The sequence below is a fragment of the Sphingomonas cellulosilytica genome (assembly GCF_052321755.1).
GTDB lineage: Bacteria > Pseudomonadota > Alphaproteobacteria > Sphingomonadales > Sphingomonadaceae > Sphingomonas.
The window spans coordinates 38,164-55,795 of the sequence record NZ_JBQRTT010000005.1 but is presented as its reverse complement, the minus strand read 5'-3'; the positions used below and the strand labels follow the sequence as shown (position 1 = coordinate 55,795).

Genomic DNA, 17,632 nt, shown 5'->3' with positions numbered 1-17,632 from the left:
CGCGCCTTAGGGCTGGCGCGGCGCCGGAGCAACAGCGGGCTGGAGCCCGGCGCGCAGCACCCGCAGCACGTTGCCGCCCATCACCTTGGCGACCTCCGCATCGGAAAAGCCGCGGTCGAGCAGTGCCTGGGTGATCCCCGCCAGCTGGCTGGTATCGAAACCGGTCGTCACCGCGCCATCGAAGTCGGAGCCCAGGCCGACATGGTCGATGCCGACGACATCGCGGACATGCGCGATCGCGCGGGCCACCGCCGCCGGCGTGGTCGAGCAGATCGCGGCATCCCAATAACCGATGCCGATCACTCCGCCGGTGCGCGCGATGCCGCGGATCTCGTCATCGGTCAGGTTGCGGTTGACCCGGCACGTCGCCTGCACGCCGCCGTGGCTGGAGACGACCGGGCGACGCGCGATGCGCAGGATATCGGCGACGGCGGCGTGGCTGGCATGCGCCACGTCGACGATCATGCCCTTGGCCTCCATCCGCGCGATCACCTGCCGCCCGAGCGGGGTCAGGCCGCCCTTGGCGAGGCCGTGCATCGATCCGGCCACATCCGTGTCGAAGAAATGGGCCATGCCCGCCATGCGGAAACCGGCGGCGTAGAGCCGGTCGAGATTGCCGATATCGCCTTCGAGATCCTGCAACCCCTCGATCGACAGCATCGCACCGACCGGCCGCGCCAGGCCACGCGCGCGGTCGGCAAGCAGGCGGTCGAGGTCGCCGGCACTGGCGACGACACGCAAGCGGCCGGACGAATCGGCAGCAGCGCGGTGCAGCTTGTCGGCATGCCAGAGCGAACGCTGGAGCAGCGAGGTCCAGGTCCGCGGCGGTTGCAGCTGGGCGATGGTCAGCAGCGTGATATTGTCGGTGTCGCCACCGTTGGCATCGTAATTCTGGTGCTTGGGCGTCTTGGTGACCGAGGAGAAGACCTGGAGCGCGACGTTGCCCGCCTCCAGCCGCGGCAGGTCGACCTGGCCGCGCGTGCCCGACGCGAGCATGTCGCGCCGCCACAGCAGGGTGTCGGCGTGCATGTCGGCGATGGCGAGGCGGCGGTGCAGCGCCGCGGCGCGCGGGGTGACCCGGATGGACACCGCAACGACGCGGTTGATGGATCGCTCGACGAGGATCGGCGCGATGCCGAAGAAGCCGATGCCGGCGAGGAGCAGCAGCGCGGCGACGATGATGGGCCAGCGCCGCACCTTCACTCCTCCCCCGCCAGGGGGAGGTGGCAGCGCGCCAGCGCTGACGAAGGGGGAGGTAAGCGATGTCCTTCGCAACGATGCTCCACCCTGTCCCCCCCCTCCGTCACGGCTTCGCCGCGCCACCTCCCCCTGGCGGGGGAGGAATTTAGATCCTCACCAACGTCACGAAACTATACGCCGGCCGCTCCCCCTCTGCGGGATGATCCTCGCGCGCGATCTCACGATAGCCAATGAAGGGCGGGACGACCGCGTCGCCCTGATAGTCGCCATGCACCTCGGTCAGCTCGATCCGGTCGGCGTGGAACAGCGCGAACACCTCCGCGCCGCCGATCACCGCGACGTCGTCCCCCGCCAGCGCCAGCGCCTGTTCGGGGGTGTGCGCCACCTCCGCACCCGCCGCCGACCAGCCGGCATCGCGGGTCAGCACGATGTGGCGGCGGCCCGGCAGCGGCGCGGGGAAGCTGTCGAAGGTCTTGCGGCCCATCACCATCGGCCGGCCCATCGTCTGCGCCTTGAAGCGCTTGAGATCGGCAGGCAGCCGCCACGGCAGCTGCCCATCCCGGCCGATGACGCCATTGGCGGCGCGGGCGAGATGGAAGCTGATCATATCGCCACGGCGGCCTTGATATGCGGCTGCGCCTCGTAATCGTGGAGGACGAAATCCTCATATTCATAGGCGTCGATCGCCGGCGGCTGGCGGAGGATCTCCAGTCGCGGCAGCGGCCCCGGCTGGCGGGCCAGCTGCATCCGCGCCTGGTCGAGATGGTTGCTGTAGAGGTGGCAATCGCCGCCGGTCCAGACGAACTCGCCGACCTCCAGCCCGCATTGCTGCGCCAGCATGTGGGTCAGCAGCGCATAGCTGGCGATGTTGAACGGCACGCCCAGGAAGATATCGGCCGACCGCTGGTAGAGTTGCAGCGACAGCCGGCCGTTCGCGACATGCGTCTGGAACAGGCAATGGCACGGCGCCAGCGCCATCGCGTGGAGGTCGCCGGGGTTCCAGGCGGACACGATCTGGCGGCGCGAGGCGGGCTGCGTGCGGATCTGTTCGATCAGCTCCTTGATCTGGTCGATATGGCGCCCGTCGGCGGTTTCCCAGTCCCGCCACTGCTTGCCGTAGACGGGGCCGAGGTCGCCGCCCTCGTCGGCCCATTCGTCCCAGATGCTCACCCGCCGGTCCTGCAACCAGCGCACATTGGTGTCGCCGCGCAGGAACCACAGCAATTCGATGATGATCGAACGCAGATGCAGCTTCTTGGTGGTGAGCACCGGAAAGCCCTGGGCAAGATCGAATCGCATCTGCGCGCCGAAGACGGACAGCGTGCCGGTGCCGGTACGATCCATCTGCTCGGCACCGCTGGTCAGCACGCGGTCCATGAGGTCGAGATATTGACGCATCCGTGATGGCCTAGCCGCTCGCATGCGCCGCGCCAAGCGTCGCTCCGAAACGGCGGCGATCCTGCGTGCCCCCGGTCCTGCGGCCGGCGACAACGGGGCGTGACCGCATCCCCCGCCCTTCCCCGCATCACCGGCCCGCGCGAGGCGGCGGCGATGTTCGCCGATCTGGCGCACGATGGAGTGGAGCGGGCACGCGTGCTCTATCTGGATCCGGAATGGAGCTATCTCGGCCGCTCCGATTTCACCGGCAGCGCCACCGCGGTCGCACCGCCGCTGCGCACGATCATCGGCGAGGCGCTGCGGCTGGACGCGGCGGCGCTGGTGCTGGGGCATGGCCACCCGAGCGGCCTGCCCGAACCCAGCGCCGCCGACCTTGCCTATACCCGCGCCCTGATCCGCATTGCGGAGGCGGTCGGGCTGACGCTGGTCGACCATCTGATCGTCGCGGGCGACGGGTTCGTCAGCCTGCGCCATACAGGCTGGATGTGAGGAACGCGCGCCCTACCCCGCCCGCGCCGCCGTGATCGCGCTTTCTATCTCCTCGATCGGCAACGCACCCGACAGCACGCGATCGCCGACCACCCAGCTGGGCGTGCCGTTCATCCCCAGCTTCGCCGCGACCGCCATGTTCTTGGCGATCTCGGCATCCAGCTTGGCGACGTCGATCGTGGCGAGCGACACGCCGGCCTTGGCCGCGGCGGCGGCGATCGACGCCTCGCTCACCGGCCCGCCGGCATAGAGCGCATCGTGAAACGCCTGGAACCTGCCCTGCTGCGCCGCCGCCAGGCTGGCGCGGGCGGCGATGCGGCTTTCATCCGACAGGATCGGCAGGTCGCGATAGACGATGCGCAGCTTGGGATCGCGCTTCAGCAGGTCGGCGATCAGCGGCAGCGACGCACGGCAATAGCCGCAATTGTAATCGAAATATTCGACCAGCGTGACGTCACCCTTGGGATTGCCCGCCCAGGCGCTGCCGAACGGCGTTTCGATCGCCTGCCGATTGGCCGCCACCGCCTGCCCGGACTGCTGCTCCTGCAAGCGCTGCATCGCCTGCGGCAGGATTTCGGGATGGGCCAGCATATAATCGTGCACCACCCGCTCGATCCTGGCGCGATCGGCGCCAGCGGGGGCGGCGAAGCGGTCGTAGCTCCAGACGGCGCCGGCGCCGATCACGGCGCCCAGCCCCGCGATCAGCGGCAGGGTGAGGCGGCTCACCGTTTCTTGTACTTCTTGGGATTGTCTTCCATGTCGTTCTGCGCGGCCATGACGATATCCTGTGCGCGGATCCAGTCCGGCGTGTTGGCGGGAATGTTGGCGAGCGCATAGCGGGCGCTCTGTGCCGCGGTACGCTGGTCGCCCTGCATGCTCGCGCGCTCGGCGGTGGCGAGCGCGGCGCGTGCGGTGTCGCCGGTCAGTTCATAGGCGGTGCCGAGCTGATACCAGGCGAAGGGATTGTCGTCGTCGCGCCCGGTGGCGACGCGCAGCACGCGGATCGCCTCGGGATAATGCGCTTTGTCCTCCGTCGCGATCAGCGCGTGGCCGAAGGTGGTGGCGATCAGCGGATTGTTGCGCGATCCCTCGGTCGCGGCACGCAGGGGGCCGAGCGCATCCGTCGGCCGCCCGGCCTCCAGCAGGATCTGGCCGCGGATTTCCTGGAAATAGGGATCGTCCGGCTTCGCCTTGATGAGCGCCAGCGATTCGGCGTCCGCCTTGGCCGGATAGCCCGCCTTGTGGAAGGCATAGGCGCGCGCATAATGGCCGTAGAGGCTGGTGTCGGTTTCCGGATAATCCTTCAGCGTGCGCTCCGGGCTCATCACATAGCCCTCCAGCTTCGCCTTCACCCGGCGGAAGCGCTCCTCCAGGGCCGGGTCGGACGGCTTGTTCCACGCCGGCGATTCCTGCAGCACCGCGGACAGGTGCTGGATGCGCTCACCCGACAGCGGGTGCGTCTGCATGAACGGATCGATGTTCTCGACGCCGTAGCGATATTCCTGCTGCTGCAACACGCGAAAGAAGCTCAGCATCCCCTTGCCGGTGATGCCCGCGGTGTTGAGGAAGCGCGCGCCCGCCGCGTCGGCGGAGGATTCCTGGGTACGGCTGAACGCCAGATACTTGCCCATGCCGGCGGACTGGCCGAGCGCCATCAGCCCCGCCCCCGCCTCGCCCGCCCCCGCCGCCACGGCGGCAAGGCCCAGCACCATCGACAGCAGGGTGATGTTCATCGCCGGCTTGATGCCCGCATCGGCCAGCACGACGTGACCGTCGGCGACGTGGCCCAGTTCGTGCGCGATGACGCCCTGCACCTGGTTGGCGTTCGCCGCCGCCTGGAGCAGCCCTGAATGGACGTACACCGTCTGCCCGCCGGCGACGAAGGCGTTGATCGAATCGTCGTTGATCAGCACGACCTTGACGTCGCGCGGCGACAGCCCCGCAGCCTTCACCAGCGGCACCGACATGTCGGAGAACATCGCCTCCGTTTCCGCATCGCGCAGGATCGACTGCGCCTGCACCGGCTGCGCGGCGAGCAGGATCGAGGCGGCGGCAACGACGAGGAGGCGCTTCATGGCAGGCACCGGGGGATCATAGGACCGGGGCGGGAGAAGGTCACGGGCAAACGAGCGCACATGCGCCCGGCGGTAGGGCGCGGCGGGTGAACGTCGATTGAACCTTCCCATTTCTCCCCGGCACGGGAGGTGGCGCCGCAAAGCGGTGACGGAGGGGCAGCCAAGCAGCGCTGCCGCCCGTGGCTGCCCCTCCACCACGCCGCCACGCGTCGCGGTCCCCCTCCCCGTGCCAGGGAGGAATGATGCGCCTCGCAGGCTGGCAACCGCGCCCGAACCTGCTACACGCGGCCCCCAGTATCATGGCGTCCGAAGCACCCCGCACCACCCGTTTCACCGTCTTCCGCGAACGCGGTGGCTTGCGCGGCCTTGCCCGGCGGGCCTGGGGGCGGTGGTGGGTGAAGGGGCTGGCGATCCTCGCCGTGCTCGCCGCCATCGCCTATGCCGTTCTGTGGCTGACGATCCTGCGCGGCCTCCCCTCGGTCGATCAACTGCGTACCTACGAGCCGCCGCTGCCGACCAACGTGCGCGGCGCCGACGGCACGCCGATCCAGTCCTACGCCCGCGAACGGCGCGTCGAGCTGTCCTTCTCCGAATATCCGCCGCTGCTGGTCCGCGCCTTCCTCGCGGCCGAGGACAAGACCTTCTTCGAGCACCACGGCGTCGACTATCCGGGCCTCGGCGGCGCGGTGATCGATTACGTTCGCAAGTTCGGCAGTGGCCGCCGCGCCAAGGGCGGATCGACCATCACCCAGCAGGTCGCCAAGAACCTGCTGATCGGCAACGAATATTCGCCGACGCGCAAATTGAAGGAGGCGATCCTCGCGTACAAGATCGAGGATACGTTGACCAAGCCGCAGATCCTGGAACTGTACCTCAACCAGATCGCGCTCGGCCGCAACGCGTTCGGCGTGGAGGCCGCGAGCCACGCCTATTTCGACAAGGAACTGGACGAGCTCGATCTTGCCCAGCTCGCCTATCTCGCCATCCTGCCCAAGGGGCCGTCGAACTACGATCCCGTCCGCCATGCCGACCGGGCGATGACGCGGCGCAACTATGTGCTCGGCGAGATGCTGCGCAACGGCTTCATCACGCAAGCACAGCACGATCAGGCGGTCGCCGAACCGCTCGGCACGATCCTGCGGCGGACGCCCAAGTTCGAGCGGGTCGGCGGCTATTTCGTCGAAGAGGTGCGCCGCCAGCTGATCGACAAGTTCGGCGAGACGGCGCGCGATGGCCCTTATGGCGTCTACCAGGGCGGGCTGTGGGTGCGCACCAGCCTCGACACGCGATTGCAGGACCTCGCCGCGCAGGCACTGCGCGACGGCCTGCTGCGCTACGATCGCGGCCGTGGCTGGTCGGGGCCGCTCGCGCACAAGGACATCGAGGGCGATGCGTGGCTGCAGCCGCTGCTCAACACCAACATCGGGCTCGACTACAGCGACTGGCGTGCCGCCATCGTCATCGGGCGCGACGGCAACGCCTGGAGCCTGGGCTTCGCCGACGGCAAGACCGGCACGCTGCCGCGCTGGAGCGCGCAGATGCCGGTGCGGGGCAAGGGCGGCACCGCCTTTGCGGCGATCAAGCCGGGCGACGTCATCGCGGTCGCGCCCGAGGGCGATGCCTATGCGCTGCGTTCGGTGCCCAAGATCTCCGGCGGCTTCGTCGTCGAGGAGCCGGCGACCGGGCGCATCCTGGCGATGCAGGGCGGCTTCGACAGCCGGTTGCAGGCGTTCAATCGCGCGACGCAGGCGCTGCGCCAGCCGGGGTCGACGATCAAGCCGATCGTCTATTCCGCCGCGCTCGAAAACGGCATGTCGCCCGCCTCGATCATCATCGACGGCCCGTTCTGCGTCTATCAGGGCGCTCGCCTGGGCAACAAATGCTTCCGCAACTTCGGCGGCTCGCGCGGCGCCGGCCCGCATACGATGCGCTGGGGGATCGAACAGTCGCGCAACCTGATGACCGTCCGCGCCGCCGCGACCACCGGCATGCCCAAGGTGGTCGACGTGATGAAGCGCATGGGCGTCGGCGACTATCAGCCCTATCTCGCCAATGCGCTCGGCGCCGGCGTCACCACCGTCACCCGCATGGTCAACGCCTATGCGACGCTCGCCAACCAGGGCCGCGCCCATGCGCCGACGCTGATCGACTTCGTGCAGGACCGGCATGGCAAGGTGATCCTGCCGGAGAACTGGCGCGCCTGCGATGGCTGCAACGCGCGCGACTGGAACGGTAAGGCGATGCCCCGCCCCGGCGACCGCACCCGCCAGGCGATCGACGCGATGACCGCCTACCAGATGGTGCACATCACCGAAGGCGTCATCCAGCGCGGCACCGCCACCGTGCTGCGCGATCTCGACCGGCCGATGATGGGCAAGACGGGCACCACCACCGGCCCGACCGACGTGTGGTTCATCGGCGGCACGCCGCAGTTCATCGGCGGCCTCTACGTCGGCTACGACACGCCCTCGAACCTCGGTGGCTATGCGCAGGGGGGCACCTTCGCGGCGCCGATCTTCAAGGAATTCGCGGTCAAGGCGTATGAGGGGCTGGAAAAGGTGCCGTTCCGCGCGCCCGCGGGCATCCGCATGGTGCGGATCGATCGCGGCAGCGGACGGCCGGTCTACGGCACCTTCCCGACCGATACCGATCCCAAGGCCGCGGTGATCTGGGAAGCGTTCAAGCCGCAGAGCGAGCCGCGCCGCGCGATCCGCCGCGGCCCGGCGCCGGCCGCCGCGCCCACCGCTGCCGCCAAGCCGACTCAGGCCCCGCGCGACAGCGACTTCTTGCAAAGGGAAGGCGGAATCTACTAGCGGGAAACAGGTTCGTCATCCCAGCGAAGGCTGGGATCTTCCTCGTGAGGCGCCACCTTGGCCGCACGAGATGCCAGCCTTCGCTGGCATGACGGTTGTGATTGGAGAAACTCGATGCGCGCCGAAGCGCAGTCCCACGTCGACAGCATCAAAGAGGCGCTGGCGCTGCTGCGCCGGTTCCTCGATTGGGACCGTGCGCTCCGCCGTCTCGACGAACTCAACGCCCGCGTCGAGGACCAGGCGTTGTGGAACGACCCCAAGGCCGCGCAGGAGGTGATGCGCGAGCGTCGTCGCCTGGACGAGGCGATCACCGCGACCCGCGCGATCCAGTCGGAACTCGACGACACCGTCGAACTGATCGATATGGCCGAGGCCGAGGGCGACACCGCGATGGAGGCGGAGGGCGTCGAGGCGCTCGCCGCGCTCGCGCAAAAGGCCGATCACGACAAGATCCAGGCGCTGCTCGCCGGCGAGGCCGACGCCAACGACACCTATATCGAGATCAACTCCGGCGCCGGCGGCACCGAGAGCCAGGACTGGGCGGGCATGCTGCAACGCATGTACACGCGCTGGGCGGAACGCCGCGGCATGAAGGTCGAACTGATCGACTATCACGCCGGCGAGCAGGCCGGGATCAAGTCCGCGACGCTGCTGGTCAAGGGCGAGAACGCCTATGGCTATGCCAAGACCGAAAGCGGCGTTCACCGGCTGGTCCGCATCAGCCCCTACGACAGCGCCGCGCGCCGCCACACCAGCTTTTCCAGCGTGTGGGTCTATCCGGTGATCGACGACAATATCGAGGTCGAATACAACGAGAGCGACCTGCGCATCGATACCTATCGTGCGTCCGGTGCCGGCGGCCAGCACATCAACACCACCGATTCGGCCGTCCGCATCACCCACATTCCGACCGGCATCGTCGTGCAGTGCCAGAACCAGCGTTCGCAGCACAAGAACAAGGCGGAGGCGTACAACCAGCTGCGCGCACGCCTGTACGAGCGCGAACTCGCGATTCGCGAACAGGCCGCCAACGCCGAGAACGCGACCAAGACCGATATCGGCTGGGGCCACCAGATCCGCTCCTACGTCCTTCAGCCGTATCAATTGGTGAAGGACCTGCGCACCGGCACCACCTCGACCGCGCCCGGCGACGTGCTCGACGGCGCGCTCGACCCCTTCATGGCGGCGGCGCTGTCGCAGCGGGTGACCGGCGAAAAGGTCGAGGTGGAGGACGTCGATTGAGACTCGTCCGGGCCCTCTCCCTTGCCGCCTGCGCCGGGCTGACGCTCGGGGCGAGCGCGTGCGACGGGTCCAAGCCGCTCATCAAGCGCGACGAGAAGCCGCCGCAGTTTCCCGCCGCCGATCGCCCGGTCGCGCATATCGTCTCGTCGCGCTGGTCGAACGAGGAGGCGCGCGACCGGCTCAACGAAGCGTCGGAGGTGATGAACAAGGCGGGTATCGCCAAGGGCATGACCGTCGCAGACATCGGTGCGGGCGAAGGCTATTACACCATCCGCCTCGCCCAGCGCGTCGGCAAGACCGGCCGGGTGCTGGCGGAGGACATCGTCGCCGGCGTCCGCGACACGCTGGCCGAACGCGTCGCGCGCGAGGACCTGGAGAACGTTTCGGTGCGCCTCGGCGCGCCGGCCGATCCCAAACTGCCGCCGGCAAGCTTCGACCGGGTGCTGATGGTCCACATGTACCACGAGATCGCGCAGCCCTACGAATTCCTCTGGCGGATGCGCCCCTCGCTGAAGCCCGACGGACTGGTGGTCGTGGTCGACGCCAACCGGCAGACGCAGAACCACGGCACGCCGCCGGCCCTGCTGCGCTGCGAGTTCGAGGCGGTAGGATATCGCCAGGTCGCGATGACCGACATGCCCTCGGCGGGCGGCTATATGGCGACCTTCCAGGCCGTCGGCCCGCGGCCGGAGCCCGAGGCGATCAAGCCCTGCGTGCTGAAGGACTGACGTTTTTCGGGCGAATGATGCGCGTGCCGCTCGCGGCGTGATTTCCACGAGCGATGTGCTTGCGGCGAGGTGCCCTTCGACAGGCTCAGGGCGAACGGATCAAGGGTAACCGTTCGACGCTGCAAAGCGGGTCGAGCGTGATCGCTTGAGGCTCCAAGATGGGCCGAGTGCGCGCGCGACACTCCAAAGACGACGGCACCCTAACCCGTTCGTGCTGAGCCTGTCGAAGCACAGGTGAGACTCAGGCGCTTCGACACGCTCACGCCGAACGATGAATCGCGTTCGATCCTACCGGCCGCGCCTTTTGGCACAGCAAGGAGGCCAGCCACCGCGGCGCCAGCCCCCTCCCCCGTCACACCCGCATCGGCATCAGCACGTACAGCGCCGGCGCCTTGTCGTTCTCGCGGATCAGGGTCGGCGCGGCGGCGTCGTTGAGGTGGACCTCCACCACGTCGCCGTCGATCTGGCCGAGGATGTCGAGCAGGTAGCGGCTGTTGAAGCCGATCTCGAACGGCATGGCGGCATAATCGCCCGGCACCTCTTCGGCGGCGGTGCCGTTCTCGGGGCTGGTCACCGACAGCGTGATCTTGTCGCGATCCAGCGCCATCTTCACCGCGCGGGTCTTTTCCGTCGCGATCGTCGACACGCGGTCGACGCCCTCTTCGAAGCTGCGCGGATCGAGCTTCAGGATCTTGTCGTTCGCGGTCGGGATGACGCGCGAATAATCGGGGAAGGTGCCGTCGATCAGCTTGCTGGTCAGGATCGCCTGGCCCAGGTCGAAGCGGATCTTGGTGCCCGACAGCGACACGCCGACCGATCCGTCGACCTCGTCGAGCAGCTTGCGCAATTCGCCGACGCATTTGCGCGGCACGATCACGTCGGGCATCCCCGCCGCGCCGTCCGGCCGCGGCAGCGTGACGCGGGCAAGGCGATGGCCGTCGGTCGCCGCCGCCTTCAGCGTCGGTTCGCTGGCGTCGTCCTGCACGTGGAGGAAGATACCGTTGAGGTAATAGCGCGTTTCCTCGGTCGAGATGGCGAAGCGCGTCTTGTCGATGATCTGCTTCAGCGTGTCGGCCGGGATCTCGAACTGCGTCGGCAGCTCGCCCTCGGCGATGACCGGGAAGTCGTCACGCGGCAGCGTGCCGAGGCTGAAGCGCGCGCGCCCGGCGACGATGGTCATCCGCCCTTCCGCCGCGGTCAGCTGCACCTGGCTGCCGTCGGGCAGCTTCCGCGCGATGTCGAACAGCGTGTGCGCCGATACGGTGGTGGAGCCCGGCTGGTCCACCGCCGCCGCGACCGATTCGTTGATCTGCAGGTCGAGGTCCGTCGCCATCAGCCGCAGCTGTCCCTCGGCGGTCGCCTCCAGCAGCACGTTCGACAGGATCGGAATGGTGTTGCGCCGCTCCACCACGGACTGGACATGGCTCAGCCCCTTGAGGAGCGTTGCGCGTTCGATCGTCGCCTTCATGGATTATAACCCCCGTCCCCCGAGTCCGGGGCGTGTTCACCGACAGTCCTACCCACGAAAAAGGGGTCGGAGCAAGCACCCCGACCCCTCGGACGATTCCGGTTAACAGCCGGTTAGGATCAGAAGCGCATTCCGACGCCTGCCACCAGCTGGTGGCGGTCGGCGTCGATATCGTAGCTGCTGACCGATCCGTTGGCGCGGCCATAGTTCGAATAGCGGTATTCACCCTTGATGTAGGTGCTCGCGCCGATCTGGTGCTCCAGGCCGGCACCGAGGCGAAAACCGTCCAGATCGCTGTGGTCGCGCGTGCTGGTGGTGCCGATGTCGTAGCGCGTCTCGACGCGGGCGTTGGTGTAGCCGCCCTTGGCATAGGCCATGGTCGTCGGATTGAGCGGGAAGCCGACGCGCGCGCCGACATACAGGTCGCGGCCCATGCCGACGCGGAAGCGGTCGCCCGAGGTGATGAGGTTGTTGGTGCGGGTGTCGGCGGTCGAGCCGGTCAGCTCGCCCTCGGCCCCGACGACCAGGTTGTTGAGCTGCACGTCATAGCCGACCGCGCCGCCGTAGACGAAGCCATCGGTCTTGTCGTGGCCGTCGCGCAGCGCGTCGTAACCGGCGACGCCTTCGATGCGCAAGCCGGTGAACGGCGCGCCGGCGGTCTGCGCGAGGGCGGGCGTGGCGAGCGTGCCGGCGGCAAGCGCGGCGAGGATGAGGGTACGCATAAGCAACTCCGTAACTGACACCCCGACGGCGGGGCGTGCGGCTCCAATGGTCGATGCGCGCCGGCGTTGCATGAACCTCAGCTAAACACGGAAAACCGTTGCTTTTGCGCCACAGCGCCCCGACACCGGCCGGATGACGCCGCCCCCCGCCCCGCCCGCCCTACCCCCCCGCAAGGGCCGCGACTTCATCGCCCGGCATGGCGAGACGGTGTTCAACGCCGCCGCGCGGCTACAAGGCGACCATCCGCACACCCCGCTCACCCGCGCCGGCTTCGCCCAGGCCGAGGAGATGGGGCGGGCGCTGCGCACGACGCTGGGGCCGGCACCCGCGCTGACGCTCTGGGCCTCGCCGACCGGGCGGGCGCTCCAGACGCTGGCGGTGATGGCCGAACATCTCGAACGCGACTGGCACGGCACGCAGACCGACCCGCGCCTCGTCGAGATCGGCATGGGCAGCTGGGGCGGGCGCTATTATGCCGAGGTGATCGACGCGGTCGGCCCCGTGGTGACGCCGGAGGGGCTGCTCCGCCCCGCCCCGGACGGCGAGGATTATCGCGCCATCGCCAGCCGCGTGTCGGGCTGGCTGGCGGACACTGCGGACGATGACGGCGACCGCCTCGTCATCATGCACGGCATCTCCAGCCGGGTGCTGCGCGGCGTGATGACGGGCACGCCTCCCCATCCCGAATGGGGCGCACCGATCGCCGCCGGGCTGCCGCAAGGGTCGCTGGTGATGATCGAGCGCGGCGTGGAGACGGTGATCCACCGCGGCACCGGCGGCGGGCCGGCGTGACGGCGTGGCTGGCCGCGGCACTGGCACTGGCCGCGCCTGCGCCGGCGGCACCCGGCGCGCGCGCGGCGCTCGGCGTCTTCAAGAGCTGGGGCGCGTTCCGCGATGCGCACCCGCGCCGCTGCTATGCCATCGCCCGGCCGGTCATGGCCGGCGGGCGCCGCTCCGGCTGGGCCAGCGTCGCGACCTGGCCGGGGCGCGGCCTTGCCGCCTCGCTGCACGTCCGCCTCTCACGCCCGCGCGACCGCGCCGCGCCGGTGACGCTGACCGTGGGCGAGCGGCGCTTCGAACTGGTCGCCAACGGCCTGGACGCCTGGGCCGCCGACGCCCCCAGCGACCGCGCCATCGTCGCCGCGCTCCGCTCCGCCCGCAGCATGAGCGTCGAGGCCGTCGCCACAGGCGGCCGCCCCTTCGCCGACGTCTACCCCCTCCCCGGCGCCGCCACCGCCATCGACGCGGCGACGCTGGCGTGTGCCAGGGTCGGTGCTGGAGCCAGCAGGGCGGGATAGAAATCCGGCCGGTTTGCCGCTATATGCCCGCGATGCTCGACAGCGTTGCCCCGCCCATGCCCATTCCGGGCCATATCGATCCCGTGCCCGTTCCCCGCGCGCCGTCGCTGCGTGCCGACGGGCGGATCGACCTTATCGGCCTTGGCAAGGACGCGCTGCGCGAGACGTTGCTGGAGGCCGGGATGGAGCCGCGCCAGGCGAAGCTGCGTGCCAAGCAGATCTGGCACTGGCTCTACAATCGCGGCGCGACCGAATTCGCGCAGATGACTGATATCGCCAAGGCGCAGCACCCGTGGCTGGAGCAGCGCTTCGTCATCGGCCGGCCGGAGGTGGTCGAGGCGCAGGTGTCGACCGACGGCACGCGCAAGTGGCTGCTGCGCTCGCCCGACGGGCAGGATTACGAGGCGGTGTTCATCCCCGACGCCGATCGCGGCACGCTGTGCGTGTCGAGCCAGGTCGGCTGCACGCTCAACTGCCGCTTCTGCCACACCGGCACGATGCGCCTCGTCCGCAACCTGACCGCGGGCGAGATCGTCGGCCAGGTGATGCTGGCGCGCGATGCCCTGGGCGAATGGCCGAGCCAGCCCGAGGGGCGCATGCTCACCAACATCGTGATGATGGGCATGGGCGAGCCGCTCTACAATTTCGACCATGTGCGCGATGCGTTGAAACTGGTGATGGACGGCGACGGCCTGGCGCTCTCCAAGCGGCGCATCACGCTGTCGACCAGCGGCGTCGTGCCGATGATGGCGCGCGCGGGCGAAGAGATCGGGGTCAACCTCGCGGTGTCGCTGCATGCCGTCACCAAGGAGGTGCGCGACGAGATCGTCCCCCTCAACAAGAAATACGGCATCGAGGAGCTGTTGCAGGCCTGCGCCGACTATCCGGGCGCCAACAACGCGCGGCGCATCACGTTCGAATATGTGATGCTGAAGGACAAGAACGATTCGGACGAGGAGGCGCACGAGCTCGTCCGGCTGCTGCGCAAGTACAAGCTGCCCGCCAAGGTCAATCTGATCCCGTTCAACCCCTGGCCGGGCGCGCCCTACGACACCTCGACGCCGGAGCGGGTGCGGCGGTTCAGCGACATCATCTTCGAAGGCGGCATCTCGGCGCCGGTGCGCACCCCGCGCGGCCGCGACATCGACGCCGCCTGCGGGCAGCTCAAGACCGCTGCCGAAAAGAAGAGCCGCGCGCAGATGGATCGCGAAGCTGCCGAAAAGATGGCCGCGCTTGGCTGATCGCGTCTCGTGACGGACTGGGCGGCGCTCGCGCTCGCCGCGGGCGCGGGCGTGCTCGGCGGGGGGATGAATGCGCTGGCGGGCGGCGGATCGTTCGCGACGATGCCGACGCTGATCGCATTGGGCCTGCCCTCCACCGTCGCCAATGCGACCAGCAACGTCGCGGTGCAGCCCGGCGCGGTGGCGAGCGCCTGGGCCTATCGCGGCGGGCTTGCCCCGATCGGCGGCGTCTCGGTGCGGGCGCTGTCCGCGATCACCTTCACCGGCGGGCTGGCCGGCAGCCTGCTGCTGGCGTGGACGCCGGCGCGTGCGTTCGACGTGATCGTGCCCTGGCTGCTGCTCGCCGCGACGATCGCCATCGCGCTCGGCCGGCATGCATCGGACTGGCTGAGCACGCGCTTTGCCGCCGGACCGCGCTCGATCGCGGCGGGCCAGGCGCTGCTCGGCATCTACGGCGGCTATTTTGGTGGCGGCATCGGCATGATGCTGACCGCTCTGTGGGGCCTCTTGACCGGCGCGTCGCCGGCGTCGCTCGCCGCGCCGCGGACGCTGATGCTGGCGGTGGCGAACAGCGCGGCGACGATCGTGTTCGTCATGTCGGGCATGGTCGCCTGGGCGCTCTGCCTGCCGATGATGGCGGGATCGATCGTCGGCGGCTGGCTCGGCGCGCTGGTCGGGCGGCGGCTGCCCGCCGGGGTCATCCGCGGGTGGACGCTGCTGGTGACGGTGGTGACGACGATCGTGTTCTTCTGGCGGGCGTACGGGTGACACGCCGCACAACCACCGTTCGTGCTCAGCCTGTCGAAGCACGGTGAAACCCACGCCCTTCGACAAGCTCAAGGCAAACGGAGGGAAACCCCTTATCCCGGCCGCCGCATCCGAAACAGGTCGCCCTCGCCAATCTCGAAATAATCCGCCGGGCCGCCGCCGCGCAGGATCGGGCGGGCGCGGGCGGTCTGATAGACGCCGCCGTCCAGCATGGCGGTGTCGATGTGGATGCCGAGCGCCTCGCCGATCACCAGCCATTGGTCGAGGTCGCGCCCCTCGCGGGTCTTGAGGCGGATCAGCTGGGTCAGCTTGCATTCGAACGCCACCGGGCTAGCCGCGACCCGCTCGGGCCGGACCAGCCGCGAGGGCGCCGTCGCGAGGCCGGCGAGGTCGAATTCGTCGACCTCGGCGCCCACCGTGGCGGAGGTCGCGTTCATCGCCTCGGCGAGGTCGCGCGTCGCGAGGTTCCAGACGAACTCACCCGTCGCGGCGATATTGGCGACGCTGTCCTTCCACCCCATCGACGAAAAGCCGATCAGCGGCGGCGCGTAGTTGAGCAGGTTGAAGAAGCTGTAGGGCGCGATGTTGCGCACGCCCGTCGCCGACACGCTGCTGATCCAGCCGATCGGCCGCGGCGCGACCATCGCGTTGAGCGGATCGTGCCGCAGGCGGTGGCCGGCGTGCGGTTCGTAGAAATGCCATTCGGTCATGGCCATGTTCCTGCTACATCCGGGCTATGAACCCAAGCCCCGGCACCTCCGTCTACCGTCACGCACTGGCGACGCGCCTGTGGCATTGGGTCAATGCCGTCGCGGTGTTCGTGCTAATCGGCAGCGGCCTCGGCATCTCCAACGCGCATCCGCGCCTCTATTGGGGGCACTACGGCGCGAACTTCGATCATGCCTGGGCGCAGCTGCCGCGGTTTCCGGCGTGGATCACGATTCCCGCGAACTACAATCTGGCGCTGTCGCGGCGTTGGCACCTGTTCTTCGCCCTGGTGCTCGCCTTCGGCCTGCTCGCCTTTCTGATCGCGAGCCTCGTCAATCGCCACGTCAGGCGGCTGCGGCTGACCCGCGCCGACGTCAGCGCCCGCCATCTGGCGGAGGACGTGCGCGATCACTGGAACTTCCGCTTCCACGACCCCGACGATCCCGGCGCCTACAACAGCTTGCAGAAGTGGAGCTACATCCTCGTCCTGTTCGTCATGCTGCCGGTGATGATCTTCACCGGCCTTGCACTTTCACCCGGTATGGATGCGGCATGGCCGTGGCTGCTGGAGATCTTCGGCGGGCGGCAATCGGCGCGGTCGATCCACTTCATCACCTGCGCCGCATTGGGCGGCTTTGTGGTGATCCATCTCGCGCTCGTCATCCTAGCGGGGGCGGTTAACGAGGTCCGCTCGATGCTGACCGGCCGCTGGCGGGAGCCGCGCGCATGATCCTGCCCCGCCGCTCCCTGCTCGCCGGCGGTGCCGGCCTGCTGCTCGCCGGCTGCGACAAGGTGGTCGCCAACCCGCAGGCACGCAAGATCCTGTTCGCGGGCGAGGATATGCACATGGGGCTCCAGCGCGCGCTGCTCGACCGCGGCGCGCTCGCCCCCGAATTCACCCGCGAACAGATGTCGCCGATCTTCCGCGCCAACGGCACGCGCGATCCCGGCACGCCCGCCTATGCCGCGATGGTGGCGGACGGCTTCGCCAGCTATCGCCTGACGGTCGACGGCCTCGTCGACCGGCCGCTGTCGCTGAGCCTCGCCCAGCTTGCCGCGATGCCCGCGCGCTCGCAGATCACCCGCCACGACTGCGTCGAGGGGTGGAGCGCGATCGGCCAGTGGCAGGGGCCGATGCTGGGCACGGTGCTGCATGCGGCGGGCATGCGGCGTTCGGCGCGCTACGTCGTCTTCACCTGCGCCGACCTCTACAATGGCCAGCCTTATTACGAATCGATCGATACGGTCGACGCCTTCCACCCGCAGACCATCCTGGCGCTCAAGATGAACGGCGCGCGCCTCACCGTGCCGCATGGTGCGCCGGTGCGGCTGCGCGTCGAGCGCCAGCTGGGCTACAAACATGCCAAATACGTCACCGGCATCCGCGCCGTCGCCGATCTTGCCGCCATCGGCCGGGGGAAAGGCGGCTATTGGGAAGACGTTGTCGATTACGATTGGTATGCCGGCATCTAGGTGATTAG

18 protein-coding genes are annotated in these 17,632 nt (G+C 68.8%); 10 read left to right on the top strand and 8 right to left on the bottom strand.

Annotated features, from left to right (window positions below; genetic code table 11):
- Positions 1-6: 6 nt before the first annotated feature.
- The 3 genes from ACTZQ5_RS09745 to ACTZQ5_RS09735 form a co-directional block, all read right to left on the bottom strand.
- Positions 7-1,197: a dipeptidase gene (locus tag ACTZQ5_RS09745; RefSeq protein ID WP_443584987.1), complete on the bottom strand. Its 1,191-nt coding sequence runs from the start codon at positions 1,195-1,197 to the stop codon at positions 7-9.
- A gap of 148 nt (positions 1,198-1,345) precedes the next feature.
- Positions 1,346-1,807 carry a dihydrofolate reductase gene (locus ACTZQ5_RS09740; RefSeq protein ID WP_443584986.1) on the bottom strand — a complete coding sequence of 154 codons (462 nt, stop codon included), beginning with the start codon at positions 1,805-1,807 and terminating at the stop codon, positions 1,346-1,348.
- Entirely contained in the window at positions 1,804-2,598 is a 795-nt protein-coding gene (locus tag ACTZQ5_RS09735) for a thymidylate synthase (protein ID WP_443584985.1), read from the bottom strand. The genes ACTZQ5_RS09740 and ACTZQ5_RS09735 overlap by 4 nt, the downstream gene beginning before the upstream one ends.
- Before the next feature lie 99 nt (positions 2,599-2,697).
- On the opposite strand from ACTZQ5_RS09735, the gene ACTZQ5_RS09730 reads away from it, so the two are divergent.
- The gene (locus ACTZQ5_RS09730; protein ID WP_443584984.1) at positions 2,698-3,087 is read left to right on the top strand and encodes a JAB domain-containing protein; all 390 of its coding nucleotides are present in this window, start codon (positions 2,698-2,700) and stop codon (positions 3,085-3,087) included.
- A 12-nt stretch (positions 3,088-3,099) separates the two neighbouring features.
- Here the strand turns inward: ACTZQ5_RS09730 and ACTZQ5_RS09725 are convergent, their stop codons facing one another.
- Positions 3,100-3,813, bottom strand: coding sequence for a DsbA family protein (locus ACTZQ5_RS09725; protein ID WP_443584983.1), 714 nt, complete (start codon positions 3,811-3,813; stop codon positions 3,100-3,102).
- Positions 3,810-5,162: a M48 family metalloprotease gene (locus ACTZQ5_RS09720; RefSeq protein WP_443584982.1), complete on the bottom strand. Its 1,353-nt coding sequence runs from the start codon at positions 5,160-5,162 to the stop codon at positions 3,810-3,812. Before ACTZQ5_RS09720 ends, ACTZQ5_RS09725 begins: the two co-directional genes overlap by 4 nt.
- A 299-nt stretch (positions 5,163-5,461) precedes the next feature.
- Here ACTZQ5_RS09720 and ACTZQ5_RS09715 point away from each other — a divergent pair, with 299 nt between their 5' ends.
- From ACTZQ5_RS09715 to ACTZQ5_RS09705, 3 genes are all read left to right on the top strand, one after another.
- Positions 5,462-7,975 (top strand): penicillin-binding protein 1A, encoded by a 2,514-nt coding sequence (locus ACTZQ5_RS09715; protein ID WP_443584981.1) that lies wholly within the window; start codon positions 5,462-5,464, stop codon positions 7,973-7,975.
- 114 nt (positions 7,976-8,089) lie between these two features.
- A complete protein-coding gene (gene prfB / locus ACTZQ5_RS09710; RefSeq protein ID WP_443584980.1) occupies positions 8,090-9,217 on the top strand; it encodes a peptide chain release factor 2 in 1,128 nt (375 codons plus the stop codon).
- Positions 9,214-9,945 carry a class I SAM-dependent methyltransferase gene (locus ACTZQ5_RS09705; RefSeq protein ID WP_443584979.1) on the top strand — a complete coding sequence of 244 codons (732 nt, stop codon included), beginning with the start codon at positions 9,214-9,216 and terminating at the stop codon, positions 9,943-9,945. Before prfB ends, ACTZQ5_RS09705 begins: the two co-directional genes overlap by 4 nt.
- A 352-nt stretch (positions 9,946-10,297) precedes the next feature.
- Here the strand turns inward: ACTZQ5_RS09705 and dnaN are convergent, their stop codons facing one another.
- Both dnaN and ACTZQ5_RS09695 read right to left on the bottom strand, forming a co-directional pair.
- On the bottom strand, positions 10,298-11,413 hold the full coding sequence (gene dnaN / locus ACTZQ5_RS09700; protein WP_443584978.1) for a DNA polymerase III subunit beta: 1,116 nt from the start codon (positions 11,411-11,413) through the stop codon (positions 10,298-10,300).
- Between the two features lie 119 nt (positions 11,414-11,532).
- Positions 11,533-12,135: an outer membrane protein gene (locus ACTZQ5_RS09695; RefSeq protein WP_443584977.1), complete on the bottom strand. Its 603-nt coding sequence runs from the start codon at positions 12,133-12,135 to the stop codon at positions 11,533-11,535.
- A 133-nt stretch (positions 12,136-12,268) separates the two neighbouring features.
- Between ACTZQ5_RS09695 and ACTZQ5_RS09690 the strand changes: the two genes are divergently transcribed.
- The 4 genes from ACTZQ5_RS09690 to ACTZQ5_RS09675 are packed head-to-tail and all read left to right on the top strand — an operon-like array spanning position 12,269 to position 15,443.
- On the top strand, positions 12,269-12,928 hold the full coding sequence (locus ACTZQ5_RS09690; RefSeq protein WP_443584976.1) for a histidine phosphatase family protein: 660 nt from the start codon (positions 12,269-12,271) through the stop codon (positions 12,926-12,928).
- The gene (locus tag ACTZQ5_RS09685; protein WP_443584975.1) at positions 12,925-13,434 is read left to right on the top strand and encodes a hypothetical protein; all 510 of its coding nucleotides are present in this window, start codon (positions 12,925-12,927) and stop codon (positions 13,432-13,434) included. Before ACTZQ5_RS09690 ends, ACTZQ5_RS09685 begins: the two co-directional genes overlap by 4 nt.
- A gap of 32 nt (positions 13,435-13,466) precedes the next feature.
- On the top strand, positions 13,467-14,675 hold the full coding sequence (rlmN, locus tag ACTZQ5_RS09680) for a dual-specificity RNA methyltransferase RlmN (RefSeq protein WP_443584974.1): 1,209 nt from the start codon (positions 13,467-13,469) through the stop codon (positions 14,673-14,675).
- 9 nt (positions 14,676-14,684) lie between these two features.
- Entirely contained in the window at positions 14,685-15,443 is a 759-nt protein-coding gene (locus tag ACTZQ5_RS09675; RefSeq protein ID WP_443584973.1) for a sulfite exporter TauE/SafE family protein, read from the top strand.
- A 92-nt stretch (positions 15,444-15,535) separates the two neighbouring features.
- Here ACTZQ5_RS09675 and ACTZQ5_RS09670 read toward each other — a convergent pair whose 3' ends face one another.
- Positions 15,536-16,153 carry a flavin reductase family protein gene (locus ACTZQ5_RS09670; protein WP_443584972.1) on the bottom strand — a complete coding sequence of 206 codons (618 nt, stop codon included), beginning with the start codon at positions 16,151-16,153 and terminating at the stop codon, positions 15,536-15,538.
- Between the two features lie 26 nt (positions 16,154-16,179).
- Between ACTZQ5_RS09670 and ACTZQ5_RS09665 the strand changes: the two genes are divergently transcribed.
- Both ACTZQ5_RS09665 and ACTZQ5_RS09660 read left to right on the top strand, forming a co-directional pair.
- Positions 16,180-16,881 (top strand): cytochrome b/b6 domain-containing protein, encoded by a 702-nt coding sequence (locus ACTZQ5_RS09665; protein WP_443584971.1) that lies wholly within the window; start codon positions 16,180-16,182, stop codon positions 16,879-16,881.
- Complete coding sequence (locus ACTZQ5_RS09660; protein ID WP_443584970.1) at positions 16,878-17,624, top strand: molybdopterin-dependent oxidoreductase; 747 nt, start codon at positions 16,878-16,880, stop codon at positions 17,622-17,624. The genes ACTZQ5_RS09665 and ACTZQ5_RS09660 overlap by 4 nt, the downstream gene beginning before the upstream one ends.
- Positions 17,625-17,632 lie beyond the last annotated feature (8 nt).